General features: G+C 59.0%; 15 protein-coding genes and 1 pseudogene. 12 read left to right on the top strand and 4 right to left on the bottom strand.

Translation table 11 applies throughout. The features are described from left to right. Window positions 1–16: 16 nt before the first annotated feature. From G3N92_RS02970 to G3N92_RS02960, 3 genes and pseudogenes are all read left to right on the top strand, one after another. Window positions 17–373, top strand: a complete 357-nt coding sequence (locus tag G3N92_RS02970) for a RidA family protein (RefSeq protein ID WP_206125941.1) — start codon at window positions 17–19, stop codon at window positions 371–373. A 165-nt stretch (window positions 374–538) separates the two neighbouring features. Beyond that, window positions 539–1,900: an MFS transporter gene (locus tag G3N92_RS02965; protein WP_206125940.1), complete on the top strand. Its 1,362-nt coding sequence runs from the start codon at window positions 539–541 to the stop codon at window positions 1,898–1,900. Between the two features lie 171 nt (window positions 1,901–2,071). Next, window positions 2,072–2,566, top strand: a pseudogene (locus G3N92_RS02960) (integrase core domain-containing protein); the annotation flags it as partial. A 94-nt stretch (window positions 2,567–2,660) separates the two neighbouring features. Here the strand turns inward: G3N92_RS02960 and G3N92_RS02955 are convergent. Then, entirely contained in the window at window positions 2,661–3,047 is a 387-nt protein-coding gene (locus G3N92_RS02955) for a hypothetical protein (RefSeq protein WP_206125938.1), read from the bottom strand. A gap of 13 nt (window positions 3,048–3,060) precedes the next feature. Beyond that, window positions 3,061–3,966, bottom strand: a complete 906-nt coding sequence (locus G3N92_RS02950) for a 5'-nucleotidase (RefSeq protein ID WP_206125937.1) — start codon at window positions 3,964–3,966, stop codon at window positions 3,061–3,063. Between the two features lie 124 nt (window positions 3,967–4,090). On the opposite strand from G3N92_RS02950, the gene G3N92_RS02945 reads away from it, so the two are divergent. The 9 genes from G3N92_RS02945 (at window position 4,091) to G3N92_RS02905 (ending at window position 13,131) form a co-directional block, all read left to right on the top strand. After that, complete coding sequence (locus G3N92_RS02945) at window positions 4,091–5,155, top strand: WYL domain-containing protein (RefSeq protein ID WP_206125936.1); 1,065 nt, start codon at window positions 4,091–4,093, stop codon at window positions 5,153–5,155. 616 nt (window positions 5,156–5,771) lie between these two features. Continuing rightward, window positions 5,772–7,076 (top strand): helix-turn-helix transcriptional regulator, encoded by a 1,305-nt coding sequence (locus G3N92_RS35455; protein ID WP_339385774.1) that lies wholly within the window; start codon window positions 5,772–5,774, stop codon window positions 7,074–7,076. A gap of 622 nt (window positions 7,077–7,698) precedes the next feature. After that, window positions 7,699–8,700, top strand: coding sequence for a WYL domain-containing protein (locus G3N92_RS02935; protein WP_206125935.1), 1,002 nt, complete (start codon window positions 7,699–7,701; stop codon window positions 8,698–8,700). 78 nt (window positions 8,701–8,778) lie between these two features. Beyond that, window positions 8,779–9,072 (top strand): hypothetical protein, encoded by a 294-nt coding sequence (locus G3N92_RS02930; protein ID WP_206125934.1) that lies wholly within the window; start codon window positions 8,779–8,781, stop codon window positions 9,070–9,072. A gap of 33 nt (window positions 9,073–9,105) precedes the next feature. Continuing rightward, entirely contained in the window at window positions 9,106–10,689 is a 1,584-nt protein-coding gene (locus G3N92_RS02925) for a hypothetical protein (protein ID WP_206125933.1), read from the top strand. 40 nt (window positions 10,690–10,729) lie between these two features. Continuing rightward, complete coding sequence (locus G3N92_RS02920; RefSeq protein WP_206125932.1) at window positions 10,730–11,329, top strand: hypothetical protein; 600 nt, start codon at window positions 10,730–10,732, stop codon at window positions 11,327–11,329. A 9-nt stretch (window positions 11,330–11,338) separates the two neighbouring features. Further along, window positions 11,339–12,328 (top strand): hypothetical protein, encoded by a 990-nt coding sequence (locus G3N92_RS02915; protein ID WP_241014540.1) that lies wholly within the window; start codon window positions 11,339–11,341, stop codon window positions 12,326–12,328. Between the two features lie 94 nt (window positions 12,329–12,422). Next, window positions 12,423–12,719, top strand: coding sequence for a YkgJ family cysteine cluster protein (locus G3N92_RS02910; protein ID WP_206125931.1), 297 nt, complete (start codon window positions 12,423–12,425; stop codon window positions 12,717–12,719). Between the two features lie 115 nt (window positions 12,720–12,834). Next, window positions 12,835–13,131 carry a hypothetical protein gene (locus G3N92_RS02905; RefSeq protein WP_206125930.1) on the top strand — a complete coding sequence of 99 codons (297 nt, stop codon included), beginning with the start codon at window positions 12,835–12,837 and terminating at the stop codon, window positions 13,129–13,131. A 19-nt stretch (window positions 13,132–13,150) separates the two neighbouring features. Here G3N92_RS02905 and G3N92_RS02900 read toward each other — a convergent pair whose 3' ends face one another. After that, complete coding sequence (locus tag G3N92_RS02900; RefSeq protein ID WP_206125929.1) at window positions 13,151–13,792, bottom strand: DUF1109 domain-containing protein; 642 nt, start codon at window positions 13,790–13,792, stop codon at window positions 13,151–13,153. A gap of 111 nt (window positions 13,793–13,903) precedes the next feature. Beyond that, a complete protein-coding gene (locus G3N92_RS02895; protein WP_241014539.1) occupies window positions 13,904–15,982 on the bottom strand; it encodes a 7TM diverse intracellular signaling domain-containing protein in 2,079 nt (692 codons plus the stop codon). Window positions 15,983–15,984: the final 2 nt, after the last annotated feature.

Here is a 15,984-nt window from a genome sequence, read left to right as displayed (position 1 = left end):
AAGATGGAGAAAATAAATGTCTGAAATTGAACGAAGCCGCGTGACCAAGAGAATGGCACAAGTGACTCGACACGGAAGCGTTCTGTACCTCGCAGGCCAGGTCGCAACTGACGTCGAACAGGACATGACGGGGCAGACCCGCCAGGTACTAGCATCCGTCGATGAACTGCTTAGAGAGAGCGGGTCAGATCGGTCGAGAATTCTGTTTTGCCAGATATTTCTGTCGGACATGTCTCAGTTCCATCTTATGAACGCGGTTTGGGATGACTGGGTAGCTGAGGGCCATGCGCCTTCTCGCGCTACGGTCGGCACTGTTTTGGCCTCACCCAAAAAGCTAATTGAGGTTGTAGTGACGGCGGCGGCAGCTGAATAAGTGGCGCTGCCAACTTGACGATATCGGTCGAGGTCAATAAACACGCCCGTCGTTAGAAAAATTTCCGCATCCTCAATGCCACAGACATCACCGTCGGGTCGGATAGGGCAACGCCTTCGGCTTTTTAGCTGGGGGCGAAATGGTTTGAGTAGATCAGGAGACAGCATGAACAAACCAATACTTATGGAAGACTTGCCGTTGAGCAAATTCCATCTTCGCGTCGCTTTCGCCGGCACCGGAGGCGTTTTCAGCGACGGATTCGTTCTCGGCATCGTTGGAATCGCGGTCACTATTGCGGCCGTTCCGTTGCATCTAAGCGCATTTTGGATGGGGTTGCTTGGCGCCGCCTCCCTTATCGGGCTTTTCCTCGGAAGCCTCATTGCTGGCCCGCTGGCTGACCGTTTCGGTCGCCGATGGGTATTCGGCTATGACATGGTGCTCTTCGCGGTGGTATCTGCCGCCCAGTATTTTGTTACGTCACCGACAGAGCTTTTCATATTTCGGATCTTCCTTGGTGTAATCCTCGGTGCCGACTACGTCGTCAGTAAATCGATGATCGTCGAATACGTTCCCCGGCGCTATCGAGGAAGACTCCTGAGCACGCTATCGATTGCCTGGGCGTCAGGATATGTCAGCGCGTATATCGTGGGGCTCTTGCTGAAGGACGTCGCGCCGGACTCTTGGCGATTGATGCTCGCGCTGAGCGGCGTGCCTGCACTCATCATTTTCCCCTTTCGACTAGGTGTCCCGGAGTCCCCGCTTTGGCTCATCAAGAAATCGCGTGCGGCAGAAGCGGCTAAGGTCATGCTCGAGAAATTCGGCGAAAACGTGGTGGCCGCCGTCGGACCAGTAAGTAACGCTACGAACAAGCGCGTGAGCTTTGGCACCTTGTTTTCTCCTCGACTGCGTAGGAACACTATCGTCGGATGCGTGTTCTTCACATGTCAGGTGATTCCGTATTTCGCATTGGGAACCTTCAGCCCGAAAGTGCTGGAATCGCTGAACGTTCACAATAGCTATGTTGGAGCAGTCGTCTACAACATCTTGCTGATTGTGGGGTCTTTGATTGGGCTTGCAATAATCGACCGTATCCCGCGCCGCGTATTTTTGACCGGATCATTTTATGCGTGCGGAGCAATCCTTTTCGCGCTGGCCACGTTGAACCAAAGCACCATTCTCACGATTGTTCTGTTTGGACTTTTTGCTTGTGTGTTGTCTGGCGCGGCCAACTTGGAGTACGTCTACACGCCGGAACTTTTCCCCACCGAATTGCGCGCTTCGGGAGTCGGCATCGTGATTGCATGCAGTCGGCTCGGATCGGCCGCAGCAACGTTTCTACTACCTATCTCGGTGCAGCAGTTGGGAATTCGGGAGTCGCTCTTGTTTTGCGTTGGGGCGCTCATTATTGGCGGCATCGTCTGCCAGCTGTTTGCGCCAGAGACGCGCAATGCCGGTTTGATGTCTGAGCTGGATCCGACCAGCAAGACGGGGCTGGAGTCTTTCAAGGATATCGCTAGACGGCAGTAACGACTGATTGCCTAGGCACTTGAACAACCATCGGCGCGAGGGGGCGGAACACTAGTGTGCTCTCGTGAGATGCCCCCGCAGCCGGTGTTGCTCGTCAGTTTTGCGCATCGGAGCACTAGCTCCGCCACCCCGGCGAGGATCTTCATTGACCTCCCCCCGAAAAACCGTAGCAGCGAAGACTGGAGCATGGACTTCGTGGCCGATCAGCTGTTCAATGGGCAGAAAATCCGCGCCTTAACTGTGGTCGATAATTTTAGTCGGGAGAGCGTGGCGATCACTGTCGATTACGCCTTGAAGGCAGCCGATGTAGTCGCTACGATGAACCATCTGAAATCGCTTCGTGGTACACCAAAACGCATACAGGTCGATAACGGCAGCGAGTTCATCTCATGCGCATTGGATCACTGGGCGTATGAAAACGGTGTGGCCTTTGACTTCTCGCGTCCTGGCAAACCCACGGATAATCCGTTCATCGAATCGATCAACGGTAGCTTGCGGGACGAATGTTTGAACGTGCATGGGTTCTTGTCACTGGACGATGCCCGGGAAAAGATCGAGCGCTGGCGGCAGAATTACAACGACTTCAGATCGCATAGTTCGCTGGGCGATCTGACGCCGTGCGAGTTTCGGCTCGCTCATCTTAAGGCCGGAAACCTCCAAGTCTAGGCGCTCGGCTAGTCGGGAGGAGGTCAATATGTTCGATGAGTTGCGGCATGGCATTTCATCCGTCTCATCGGCAGAAAATTTTGTCGCGGCGACGTCATTCGACAACGTAGTACATCGCCGTGGCACAGATTGGGCAGAGCGTCTTTACCCGGCCATCCTTATGCCCGCGCAGCGTCGCCGGCTGACCGCACCGTTCGCAGGTACGCTGGCTCAACCATGCAGCTTCGGTAAGCCAGTTGTCCACCGCGTCTGTTATTTCGCCGCGCAGACGAAAACGCAGACTGCCCAGCTTCTCCCGCACTTCAATCGCGCCCAGATGCGACCTCCACGATTCCAGCTCGAGCTTGCGCGACAACTCGTCGATGATGCGATACCAGCCATCGTCGCACTCGAACAGGCAACCGCCGGAAAAGCGCGGCTTCAAGGAGCGGTAGATTGCCGGGTAGCTCGCCATCAGAGTGATTTCAAATTCCTGCTTCATCGCTCGCACTCGCTCAATGAAGAACTGGCCGGCATTCATTGTTGATGCCATATGGCACGTGCCCCGTCGCCACGAGTTGCGAGGCTGCTTCGCAGTTGCGTACGTGGTCGTCGAAGAAGATGTCAGGCCTGAATTCCGCGAGAAAGGCAGTTTTTTCCTTACCGCCGAGAAACATGGCCTCGTCGACCGCGACGCCCCACGCCATCAGCGTGCGAATCGCCCGCTCATGCGCCGGCGCGCTGCGGGCTGTGACCAGTGCCACGCGCACCTGCACCGCGCGGCGCTGACCTCGAAGTGCGCACAGGGCGGCAAGGAATGGCTTCAGCGGGCCGGCAGGCAACGGCGAACGCGCGTGACGCACCTCGTGCGCGTTGAACTCCAGCAACTGCCGCTCTTTGAAAACACGTTCGGCCTCGTCACTGAAGAGGACTGAGTCTCCGTCGAACGCGATGCGCAGTTCCTCGTCATTCTGAGCGGTAGCCAAACCTGAAACCGGGTAGACCCGGGCTGCGGGAAATCCTGCCAACATCGCTTCTCTGACGTCCGGCCCATGAGCGGAAAGGAACAGGTTTGCCTCAAGTGGCGCAAGGTAGCGGTGGGGCTTTGCACCGCTAGTAAAAATGGCTCGGCTGATGGCCAGCCCATGATGGCGGGCCGATGTAAACACCCGAAGCCCCGTAACCGGGTCGTTGCGCGACAGGATGGCAAGCTCGACGTCGTTGCTCCCGCCGCTATTGAAAGCGAGGAGCTTTCGAACCAACGGAAAGGCCACGCCCGGGCTCGCAGGGACATCCAGGCGCGTGGCCTGAAGTGCGCAATACGCCGATGGGTCGTCTTCCTGAAACAGCCGATTTTCTGCCTCAAAGTCGAACAGCGCCCGGGCGGAAACGGCGATGGTGATTCTTGTGGTCGAAGTCATAGGTCTCTCCTGTGGCTGGAGACAATGATGAGGGTCGCAAAGGACAAAAAGTGTCCCAACCCTCTCGTAGAATCACGACAAGCCCGAAAGCTGACTCACGCACCGTTGAACAACGCACAGACTGATGACTTCCAGCCTTGATGAAGCGATTCTTCGAATCCTGCCTACGGACAGGGAATCGGACTCGTGGATGCCCACTTCACGGGTTATCCAACTACTGACCGACCGAGGGCACCAGGTCGACTATCCGCGGCAGGTTCGACGCCGCCTTGCTCGGCTTGAGCGTGAAAAGCTTGTGTTGTGCACAATGGACGGGCAGCAGCTTTTATGGCAGCGCAAATCGTGGTTGCAGGGTGCCAACCAGATGACCGGCCTGATGAGCGCCTCGGAAGCGGTAGCATTCCACGCGCTCCGGCGCTTTGTGGCGGACAAGCTGCCCGCAGCGGTCACCATGGACATCGAACCACTGTTCAAAGCCGCCGATACCCGTCTTTCGCAAGACGGGGAAGACAGCCGGCTGTATCGGGCGTGGGTACACAAGATTGGTTCAGTGGAGCCGACCTATTTGCTGGGGCGGCCGCCCATCGACCCGGAAGTCTTCCAGACGGTTGTGACTGCGACGTTCTTCGAGCGCGAACTCCTTGTTCGGTATCGGCCGGCCTACAAGGAGATAAGGGATGAAGACATAAAGCCGAAACGGCTCTGGCCGCTTGCACTTGTCGAATCAGCCGGGCTCATGTACATGGTCGCCCAGAGTCCGGACCACCCGCCACGCCCCGAGGAAGGGAAGCCAAACTGGCTTCGAATTTTGTATCGACTGGACCGTTGTATTTCTGCGGGCGATTCCGGGACAGCGTTTGCGTACCCACGGGATTTCAACCTGAAGGCGACGATTGAAAAGGAGCAGGTGTTCGACTTTCTTCCTGAGGCGCCGGTTGTGCTGGAACTTGCGCTAGAGCCGTCCGAGGCAAAGCGACTTGAGGAGCGGCGCATGTCGGAGGATCAGCGACATACGCCACTGCCCGACGGCCGAATAAAGGTGACAGGAACGGTGGTCCCGAGCGTCAAGCTGCGATGGTGGCTTCGTTCCCTCGGCGCTGCAGTGGAGATTCTGGCACCGACCGTACTCCGCAACGAATTCGCCCGCGAGGCGGCTGTACTGGCGAAGCGTTATGGCACTGCCGCTTGAACGGTACACCGGCAAATTAAGCCGCGTAATCGGGGTAGTGGATGGAAAACGAAATCGCAATCAGGCTGGAATGCCACGGCACCATCCATCGGCTTCAATGCGTCGAGGCTTGTACCGACGCAACCTTGTCTGCTAACGACTTTCTGCCTGCCGTCGACGAAACGACATGTCTGCTCGAACACGAAATGCCGAGGTGTCCACATTGTGGAGGTCTCGCGAGGCCAAGCATTCTGATGTCCGGGGACTGGCAATGGGTTGAGAAGCACGCGGAGAGGCAGGAAAAGCAGCTCGCATCCTGGTTCAAACGTGGCCAGCGCCTGGTAGTGGTCGAAGTGGGCACTTGCCAGGCAATACCGACCGTGAGGCGATTTAGTGAAAGGCATGGCCCTCGTGTTATCCGCATCAACCCGCGAGAATCGACGATACCGATTGCAGTCGGGGTAGGAATGGCATGCGCAGCGCGAGACGCGCTGCAACAAATCGACATCCAATTCCACCGATGAGCATGTCCTCTTCAGAAACCGTCGACTTTTCCGTTAACTAGAACGGACCCTGGTGCGAAAAATCAAGACCCCATCGCTGGCTCGAACTGACTTCTACCAAGAGTTGACTCGTCGTGAACCGTATTGACTACCTCGAAGATAGAGACGTTCGGGATTTCGTCGCCTTCCTGGCTGGCGTCATCCAGGGCAAGTCCCTCGGGCTTTCCATCGGATTTTCAAGAAATCAACTTTATGATGGCTTTGACGACAAGTTCCCTGGTGGTTACCACGACTACCGAAACGGTGGCGGTCCAGTCTACGTAGTGCGTGCCGAAAGTCTTGAAAGCCTTTTTGATATGTATTGGTGGAACCGAAAGGACTTTGAGGGCAACATGATGGCGCTCGGCATAGTCAGCGCGCGAATCAAGGAAGCCATTGAGGGGGAGAATGGTTCGCGTGCGCGGGAACTAGCCGAAACGGCATGTCACGAAGTGATGAAGTGGGGCTTTGGAGAGAGACGTCGCGCGTACGACGCGAATATGAGCTGGGCAAAGCAACAAGGACAAGCTCTCCCCCATGTCCTGCGCATGGGTCGAGAATCACTGAGCGGCGACAGTCCGGACATCGAGGCTTTCGGCGAACGCGAGAGCCGCCACATCCACTCGCCGAGAATGAACGCCGGTTGGACGAAATACTATGCGCTGGCACTTCCCGAACACATTATTTACGATGGTCGGGTTGGGGCTGCCCTTGGGTTGCTCGTGCAAAGATACCTTGCCTCCCTACCGCGCTTTGCAGGCGTTCCAGAAAGACTCCAGTTCCTGTGGGCCAACGGTGACGGCGGCGGTACGTTGCGTGACCCATCCACCGACGGACATCATTTTGGCAAGTTGTACGGCGGACATTACGGTTCTAAGTCGTGGGCACGGGTGAACGTCTGGGCCAACTGGATTTTGTCCGAAGCGCGTGACAAGGCTGGCGCGAAATGGTGCGCAGGGCCTGATGGACTTCGCAGGTTGGAGGCCGCGCTTTTCATGCTCGGCTACGATTTCTATCGTTTTCGCGATACGCATAGCGGTCGTGAAAACAGTGAGCTCTACCGGGGCGCGAGAAGTACCAGCGAGAGCCGGCTAACCACCAACCGGTCTGGTGTTGCGCAGGCGAAATCTCGGCTTCGCGCTGAGACTTGTTCGTCTACCGCCGCAAGCATACCGACACGGTTACCCGACGTTACCGCAGTTGACTTCCGGTCGGCGCTGCAAGAAGCGCGACTTGCTGCCGGCCTAACCTACAGCGAACTTGCACGGTTAGTGGGCATCCATGCTGCGATGCCCTCCCGCTATGAGAACGCCGCACATAGTAATGCGACGCTCCCGAGCACGGAAACCTGGCAAAAGCTAAACGCGGTTTTGTTTCCGACTGGCATCCAGAATACGTAGCGTGCGCCTGCGCTCATGCGCCGACGCCAGACATAAAATTTCGAGAGTTTTAGCCGTAAATAAAACGTCTTCCCCGAGTGCGGGGATGGATCGGCGTGAGAGACCATGCGGACGGCATCTCCGAGTGAAGCGGCCTTAGGGCCGCGGTTATGCAAGAAGACATTGTTGTCATTTATTCAGGGGGCGAAGCCGCGACGTGCGTTCTCCACCACCTACACGTTCAGCGTCTTTGGGTTCGAGACGTTCGTGCTGCGGACACTTCGCAAGTGTGGGTGTGAGCAGATTGATGTACTGATTTACGCTCGCGAGGTGCAGCGGTCGACGGTGGAGGCGACAAGCCTGCGCGCTGGCAATGCGTACCGGGTCGTTCCGGTGGGGCGCCGTGTTCCATCCTGGGCGTGTCGGTGAACTCGTGGCCTTCCTCGACTCACAACGGGCCGCACACGAGTTCTCACCAGAAAACGTAGAGGTCATCGAGAGCCACCGCAAGCGCAGCGCGACCGCACGGGCCCGCTTGACTTCGCTGCGCGGAACACTTGGCTCATCCATACGCTCGGTACGCCCGTGCCCTCCCGATAACGAGCACGAGACCCAAAGCAGCTACATGCGAGACACCTGACTCATGGCCAAGCGCCCCGACACACTGAATACGACCATTCTCGCCATAGAGTTGCTACGGCGCATTCCGAGAAACCGGAAGACTACCGCGGCTGAACTTCACGGACAGCTACAACATGCGGGACTTGACCGAGACCTGAGGACAATCCAACGCCAACTCGAAACACTGTGCGAGCATTTCGACATCGAATGTGACGACCGAAGCAAGCCGTATGGGTATTGCTGGAAGGCTCAATCAAGTGGACTGTCCTTGCCGGTACTCAGCGAGCAAGAGGCTTTGCTCTTGTTGTTGGCAGAGGAGTATCTGAACCATCTGCTGCCGGCTGGGGTCATGAAGTCCATGGACGGGTTCTTTGAGCAGGCGAGGAGGAACTTCGGTCCCACCGTCGCGGAAAGACCAAGTCAGCAATGGCTGCAGAAAGTCCGGGTCGTTAGCCCGACGCAGCCAACATTGCCGCCAAAAATCGAGGATGGGGTGTTTGACGCCGTAAGCAATGCGCTCTACGCCAATCTCTGGCTGGAGGTGGATTATCAAAATGCATCAGGCAAGTCGAAGTCTGCTGAAGTGATGCCGCTCGGATTAGCTCAACAAGGCGTTCGTCTTTATCTGGTGTGTCGCTATAAAGGGTACGCCGAGGAACGCATTCTGGCTTTGCATCGCATCATCACGGCTCGTACGACCACACGACCTTTTGAGCGACCGACCGACTTTAACCTTGCGCAGTACGAGACTGATGGCAAGTTTGGCTTCGGAAGCGGAAAGCGAGTGCGGTTGAGATTTTGCATTGAACGGGAGACCGGTCTTCAATTGCTTGAGTCGCCTCTGGCGCCTGACCAAGAAGTCGCCACCTTTGACGACAGGCTTGAAATAGCCGCCGTGGTTGTGGAGACAGTACAGCTGCATCGCTGGTTGCTCGGCTTCGGGGAAAAGGTCTGGGGTGTGAAGCTCGAGGAGGGCCACGCCGAAGACGCGGAACTGGACGCGCTGCGACACATCTTGTCGTAGCTGTGAATAGTATGCCCCCATGGGTTGTCACTGCTGGGCGGCATTGACCCGTTTCAACAGCCTTAGAGAGGATTATTCATGGGTAAGTTGATTGTTTTTCTGATACTTGGATTTATCGCTTATAGCGTGCTCAAACAAATACTGAAAGTGGCACGCCTCTTCGAGCCGAGGCAGCGACAGGAGCGTCAGCTTGGGCCTGAAATGGTGGACGTGGCAACTCCACAGGTGGGAGCGTCCAAAACAGCGAGTGCTCAAGATTGGGCTGATGAGGTGAAACGCTCATATGAACTTTTCAAAGCCGGCGCCCTCACGAAAGAGGAGTTTGAGAACGTGAAAGCTCAATTGCTCGAAAAAGTGGGCGCGGAAATCTAAGTTGACTAATCGGCAGGCTTGCCGTGAGAGACCATGAAAGATAAAGAGAATTCGCCAGAGAGCGTCCAAGATTTGCACGCTCACGGCGAGACGCAAAAGCAAACTGGGACGAGCACGGATGTTCTGCGTGCGGGCATCTCACTCGCGTCCGATGAAACGGTGCGCCGATTCGGCAGTGCCGGCGCGGAATTCCTCAAGGGCTATCGTGGTGTCGATAACGAAACCGGGCAAAAATTCGCCAAGGGTCTTGCTGACATTGCGAAGCACAAGGTCAACCCCGACCCGCTCGAAGCAGCAAAGAACGTCAAGCAGCAGGCTGGCTTCTCAGCAGAGGTAGCGACGACTAGCCGCGACAACGCCGAGGCCATTATTTCTGGCTCCAAGGTTCGCACCGTACGTAGTGATGACTTGGCAGCCTTCGGTCGAAACCACAATGTGGTGGATCGGGTTCAGGTTCTCGATGGCCAAATCATCGAGGGCTCGCAGGCCCAGATGAAGTTCGTGGGTGACCGCGATACGCTCTTTTCCCGGATTGCTCGAGAGGATGGCAAATTTGCTCGCTATCGCGGTGTGAAACTTGAGCTGCCGTCCGAGCAGTACGAGGGAGCTCAAGAATACTGCCAAGAGCAGGCTGAACAATTGCGCAAGAACGCACAAGCTGCCGAAGCGCAAGGAAAGCCGGACGTTGCAGCGAAATTACTCCGTGAGGCAGACAACTACGAAGCACTCGGCGAGAACGTACGCGATAGTGGCATAACGACAGAAGAAGCCATTTTCTACCGCGAGCATCCTGAGCTTGCGACGATTCTCGATATTGCCAACACCAGCCATCGTGCCGGCATGGAAGGTGCGAAGTACGGTGCCATTATCGGAGGCACCATTTCTGTGCTCAAGAACACCTTTGCTGTGGCGCAAAAGAAGGTATCGCTTGGGGACGCTGCAGTCGAAGTAGCCAAGGATGTCGGCAAAGCAGGGGCGCAGGGCTATGGCACGGCCTTTGTCGGCACAGCGACCAAGGCCGTAATGCAGCAATCGAATCACGCAGGCGTGCGTGCGCTTGCGAATACCAGTGTTCCAACACTGGCGGTTACTGCTTGTTTGTCGCTGGGCATGTCGATAAAGCGTTACGTGCGTGGAGAAATCGGCGAATCAGAATTTATTATCGAAGTGGGGGAGAAGGGGGCTGGTATGCTGTCGAGCGGTATGTTTGCTGCGCTGGGACAGATTGCCATCCCCATCCCGTTTGTAGGTGCCGCCATTGGTGGCATGGTGGGCTACACCCTGTCGTCAATGTTCTATCAGAGCGCGGTTGAGGCTTCCAAAGGCGCCGAGCAGTCACTCAAGAATCTCGAGCGCGTGCGTGAAATCGCTGCAAGTGCTCACGCTCAATTGGCTCAAGAGCGCATTGCACTGGTGGCCTTTTACGCGGAGGAAATGCCTCAGTTGCTCGAGGAAACACGTGAGCTGAATCGAGCGGTCGACAGCGGCAATGCCAGCGCCGATGATCTGGCCGCCGCCGTTAATCGATTCGCTGAGTTGTTGGGCAAGGAATTACCGCACGCGTCGCAACAGGAATTCGATTCATTCATGGCATCCGATATGCCACTGAAACTGTAGTTCCGCGACATAGCCAACCAAGTTCCAATCGGGGGTAGTAATGCTGTTGAAGCAACTTTCAGACGAAGATACGCAGGTATTCCTTTGCGTGGCTGAGCTATTGAGCTTGGCTGATAAGCCCATTCTTTGGGACGGTAAGCAACGAAATGAGATAGCTGCCAAAGATATTGGTAGCGCAAAAATAACGCTTAAGCGTAGCGAACAGCAAATCAAGGCCATGAAGGAGCTTATGGCGGCAACCTCTGCGACGGATGATGTCGCGTCAGGCACATTTTGGAGCCTTCTTGCCATGGGTTTGCTGCCTTGCTCGCAGATTGAAGGTCGCCTAATTAAGCGTCTTGAATCATTGTCTATTGATTCCATTGATGATGAGATTGTTCGAGTGGGAATTGTTCGAGAAATTCTGAGCTTGGAATTGCGAGGAAAAAAAGCTGTTTCGCCATTTGTTCCGAAGCTAATGCTCTTCGAGTTGATGTTGTTTGTGATTGGTGATGGCGGAATTTCCGGGATTCAATGGAATCTGCTGGACGAATTCAGTCACCACTATCAGATTGAAAATTATATTGTCCAAGATTTGCTTGAGCGTGCCGAAGTCACGCACCAAGAAGCCCAAAAGACCCTCGCTATTATTCTCGAATAAGGAAAGATCATGGTTCCGATTCTCATCGGAGGAGCAGTTATTACCGGCTTGTATGGCGTTGTTAAGGGTGCGTTGGGTGCGAAGAACCATAGCGACGCATCTGAACTGAACGATAGTGCGATTTCCGTTGTTGATGCGGCGAATCGTCGCGTCGATGAGCAACGCAAAGCGACAAACGCGATGCTCGAGGACTATGGCGCAAGAAAGCTGCGTGCATTTAACGGCACCATTTCCGATTTCTTGGAAGTATTCGGCCGCTTGAAGAATGTCGAACTGATCAGCACGCCGGAGTTGGACACGCTCAACGTTGGCGATTTCTCGACAAAAACGCTGCAAGGCCTTCGCGACGACTACGCGCTGCTCAAGAGTTCCGGCCTTGGACTGGGTTCGGGACTGACAGGTGGTGCGGCAATGGCGTTCGGGGCGTACAACGGCACAATGCTGTTGGCCACCGCGAGTACCGGTACCGCCATTTCGACGCTGAGTGGTGCAGCCGCGACCAACGCCACGCTGGCCTGGTTGGGGGGTGGTTCCTTGGCAGCTGGCGGTGGTGGCATGGCGATGGGCGCGATGGTTTTAGGGGGCCTTGTCGCAGGACCGGCGCTCGCGATTTTTGGCCACATTGTTGGCAACAAGGGGGAAGAAGCCTTGAACAATGCTCGTAGCAATATGGAGCAGGCCAATGTCTTCAAAGAACAAGCCGTCGTCATGTCCGGCAAGCTCGAGGCCGTCGAGCGTGTGACATCCCTCGCCAATACAACGTTCTCGAAAATCAGCTCGAAACTTCGCCACGGAGTCCGAGGTCTGAAGGGCGTCATTGACAGCAACGGCGAGGACTACGCGACGTATTCACCTGAAGCCAAGGAAGTGGTCTTCCTTTCAGTCAAGTTTGCTCAGCTTCTGAAAGCAATGATTGACGCTCCTATTCTCGACGAAGAAGGGAACTTGGTGCTGTCGACAGAGAAGCGCGTGGAAGAAGTCGCTGCTCTGACGGCCTAAACGTCCAGGCTTATAAGCGAAATGCCCCGTTTTATCGCCGCTGAATCATTGTGGCGGTTGAGCGGGGCTTGTTCTGATTCTGTTCGAGTTACCTATGACCGAAGTTCGTCGTCCATTTCCGTGCACCGGTTGCGGCGCCTGCTGTAGGCGCATTGGGCTAGTGGCTGAAACTCGATATCTCGACCGAGGAGACGGAACTTGTCGGCATTACGACGATGCTCAAAGGTCCTGCGGGATTTACAAGCATCGACCGCTCATCTGTCGCGTCGAGCGGTACTACGATGCTCACTTCGCTCAAAACTACAGCTGGGACAAATTCGTGGAGCTGAATCTAGAGGTGTGCGCTCGGTTGGCGGCACAGGACGACGAAGGGATGGATGTGTCCGCATAATCCACTCAGCGCGCTGCCGCAGAATCTGCAGCAGCGCCTGATGGTTACCCCACTTCGGTCACCGTGGTAAGCCTTATACTTAAAGTCAGACTTCAAGCATCGCCTCAACGACGCGATGCTCGGCTTCGCGTTCGATCATCGACCACGCTTCGCGCGGAAGTCGCACGCCTTCGCCCACGACCTCGCAGCTCAAATCGAAGTCGGCGACATCCTGGATGCCCATCGCAGGGCTTCGAATGTGCCAGAAATCTCCAGTCGTCGCCGCTACGGTTTTTCGGGGGAGGTCAAATCCGGGCTCCTGATCGCCGGCGGCCTGGCCTTCCTGCTGAGTTTCGCGACGATGCTGATCTATGGGCGCATCTGGGCGCCGGTGACGGTTGTCGCGGCCGAGGCGGCGCGCGCCGAACGCTGACAGACCCGGCCGGGCGGCCTCACCACCGCAACACGCGCGGCCCGATCAGCGCGCCCGCCGCCGTGGGCACCAGCATCCCGAGCAGATACCACACGCCCCAGAACGGCACGCCCATCTCGGGGCAGTGCAGGCAGTAGACGAGCGTGGCCAGCGCGCCGGACAGCAGGCCGCCCACGGCGCCGGTCAGTGCCAAGCGGGTGGGCGCGAGGCTGCGCAGCGCGGCCATGATCGCCACGAAGCCGGGCGCGGACAGCATCGCGATCAAGAGCGGGCAGACTCGCCAGGTCGCGCCGAGCACGATCGCCAGGCGCTCGCCGGGCGGCGTGCCGGCCAGGATCGCGGCGGCGGCGATCCATACCACCAGCACCGGCCAGGCGATCAGCAGCCCCGGCCGCGCGGCGCGCGCGCCGGGACGCGCGAGCTTCGCGACGGTGGCGAGCGCGCCGGCGGCCATCGCGAGCGGCAGCGCGACCTTGGCCCAGAACAGCGGCGTGCACACGATCTCGGCGAGATCGTGGCGCACGCCGAGCACGGCCAGCATCAGCACGAACGCGCCCACGACGCCGGCCGCGACGGCGGCGGCGAAGCGCTTGGTGGAGGCATGCCGGTCGACGCGCGGAGCGCCCGTCGCCAGCATGGAAATCAGGTCATCGGTTTTCATGGTGTGTCCCGCATCGTGGCGGCCGGGCAAATCCCGTGCCGTGCGGCGATGTTCATGAGTTCGCTTCAGCTGAACGAAAGGTTACAGCGAAGGCGAGAAATTCCCGGAATTCTACGACGATGCGCCGCCAGAAGGGGGTTCGACACCGGTACAGCCGCCTGTGCCGATGCCGGCCACCGTCACCGTCAGCGTGGTGCCGGTCACGCCCGAGGCGATCCGCAGCACGCCGCCGAGCCGCTCGACGCGCGCGCGCAGGCTGCCCATGCCGATGCCGCCGTGCGGGCTGGGCGCATCGGGGTCGAACCCGCGCCCGTTGTCGGTCACGGTCAGGCTCAGGCCCGCGGCCGGTTCGCCGGCCACGGCGATGTTCACGCGCGTCGCGCCGCTGTGGCGCAGCGCGTTGGTCACCGCCTCCTGGAGCACCCGCATCACGTCGAGGCAGACGGCGTTCGGCAGGCGCAGCGCGTCGATGCCGCTCAACTGCCAGCGGCAATCGATGTCCTGGGCCTCGAACGCGCGCGCGAACCGGTGGCGCATCGGCGCGATGAAGCCGTCGAGCGTGCGCGTGCCGGCGTGGTCGAGCGAGGCGGCGTCGATGATGATGCGCAGATCGTCGCGCAATTCCTTCAGGATGCCCAGGAATCGTGCCGGTGGCATGTCCTGCGGCGCGTGTTCGAGCGTCGTGATGCTCGACACCAGCGTGCCGCCCAGGCCGTCGTGCAGATCCTGCGCGAGGCTCAGGCGCTCGCTGAGCCGCGCGTTCGTGACCTGCAGCGCGTGCTCGCGGTCGAGCGTGGCGCGCAACTCGCGCCGGGCTTCGGCCACCGCGCCGGTCAGCTCGTCGTTGAACTGCTCGATGCGGCGCAGGTTCGTGACGAAGCGCCAGGCCAGCACCAGCGCCATGCCGATCATCTCGAACTGCGCGGCGATCGACGTGTAATAGACGTTGTCGGACAGCACGCCGAGGAACGTCAGGATGTCGTGCAGGCAGGCCGCGATGAAGATCAGCATGCAGCCCGACAGCGCGAGCCGGTCGCCGCGCGGCCGGCGCACCGCGAACACCACGAAGCCGCTGCAGCAGGCGATGAACACCAGCGCCGGGATCAGCGCGATCGCCGCGCGCACCGTCTCGATCCACTCGCGCGGCGCGGCCAGCATGACCGCCGCCTGCGCGGCCGACAGCAGCCACAGGCCGCCTTCGAGGCGCGGGAAGCGGCGGCCGGCGAAGCGCAGCGTGAACATCGCGAAGCTGGCGCTGAACACCACCACCGCGATCGACATGGCGGATTCCCAGCCGTCGGTGCGGGAGAACGGCCACGGCGAGGTGGCCGCCTGGTTGAGCTGGAAGCACCACCACGCGATCGATTGGAGTCCGAACCAGCCGTAGACGCTCTGGCGGCGGCGCATCAGCCACAGCACGACGAAGAAGCAGCCGAGCGTGGAGGTGACGGCCAGGCTGTAGAGCTGCAGATCGCGGCGGATCTCGTGCGCATGGCCGTAGCGGTGCTCGACCACGCCCGGCGGCCCCACCACCACCGTGCCGAGGCCCGGCGCGTAGGCGGACAGGCCCGACACGCGGATCAGCAGCGTATCGGCGTCGGTGCGCAGCAGCGGCGCGGGCAGCAGCCAGCGGCGTGGCGAATTCCAGGCGCGGCTCAGCGGCTCGACGAGCTGCGGATCGTGGGCGATCAGCGTGTCGTTCAGATAGACCGCGCCCGCCATGTTCACGTAGTCGACGAACGCGGCGGCGGGCCGGCCCGCCAGGCACCCGGCGGCCCAGTTGACGCGATACCAGACCACGCCGTCGAAGTGCGGCCAGCGCGTGGTCCAGACGTCGGGCAGCGTGACGGGCACCCAGCCGGTGGCGGGTGGGGTGTTGTCGGTCCAGCCGGCGGCACGCGCGGCGTCGACACGCAGCGTGCAGCCTTCGGCATGTTGCGCGGCGAATGCCGACGGAATCGCGCGCGACGGCGACGGCGTGGACGACAGCGCGAAACTCGGCGATGTCAGATGCGGGGCGGGATTGAAACGGCGCGGCGCGGGCGTGGCGGTGGTTGCGGCCGGATCCGGATCGACGGGGACGACGGAGGCAGCGGAAACGGCGGAAGCGGCGGCGGAAATCGCCGGCACGGGATCGGCCTGCGCCGCCAGCACGGCCACCGGCGCGGCGGCGAGGCCGGCCGCGAGCAGCA

The sequence above is a fragment of the Burkholderia sp. Ac-20379 genome (assembly GCF_017104645.1).
Classification (GTDB): Bacteria; Pseudomonadota; Gammaproteobacteria; order Burkholderiales; family Burkholderiaceae; genus Burkholderia.
The sequence above is the reverse complement of the archived record's forward strand: the minus strand, read 5'-3'. Positions and strand labels throughout refer to the sequence as shown.

Coding starts and splice junctions, on each gene's coding strand:
- G3N92_RS02950 (WP_206125937.1), bottom strand. CDS start 3,966: ATGACTTCGACCACAAGAATCACCATCGCCGTTTCCGCCCGGGCGCTG.
- G3N92_RS02905 (WP_206125930.1), top strand. CDS start 12,835: ATGCTCGGCTTCGCGTTCGATCATCGACCACGCTTCGCGCGGAAGTCG.
- G3N92_RS02965 (WP_206125940.1), top strand. CDS start 539: ATGAACAAACCAATACTTATGGAAGACTTGCCGTTGAGCAAATTCCAT.
- G3N92_RS02935 (WP_206125935.1), top strand. CDS start 7,699: ATGGCCAAGCGCCCCGACACACTGAATACGACCATTCTCGCCATAGAG.
- G3N92_RS02920 (WP_206125932.1), top strand. CDS start 10,730: ATGCTGTTGAAGCAACTTTCAGACGAAGATACGCAGGTATTCCTTTGC.
- G3N92_RS02910 (WP_206125931.1), top strand. CDS start 12,423: ATGACCGAAGTTCGTCGTCCATTTCCGTGCACCGGTTGCGGCGCCTGC.
- G3N92_RS02930 (WP_206125934.1), top strand. CDS start 8,779: ATGGGTAAGTTGATTGTTTTTCTGATACTTGGATTTATCGCTTATAGC.
- G3N92_RS02955 (WP_206125938.1), bottom strand. CDS start 3,047: ATGAAGCAGGAATTTGAAATCACTCTGATGGCGAGCTACCCGGCAATC.
- G3N92_RS02945 (WP_206125936.1), top strand. CDS start 4,091: ATGACTTCCAGCCTTGATGAAGCGATTCTTCGAATCCTGCCTACGGAC.
- G3N92_RS02900 (WP_206125929.1), bottom strand. CDS start 13,792: ATGAAAACCGATGACCTGATTTCCATGCTGGCGACGGGCGCTCCGCGC.
- G3N92_RS02915 (WP_241014540.1), top strand. CDS start 11,339: ATGGTTCCGATTCTCATCGGAGGAGCAGTTATTACCGGCTTGTATGGC.
- G3N92_RS02970 (WP_206125941.1), top strand. CDS start 17: ATGTCTGAAATTGAACGAAGCCGCGTGACCAAGAGAATGGCACAAGTG.
- G3N92_RS02925 (WP_206125933.1), top strand. CDS start 9,106: ATGAAAGATAAAGAGAATTCGCCAGAGAGCGTCCAAGATTTGCACGCT.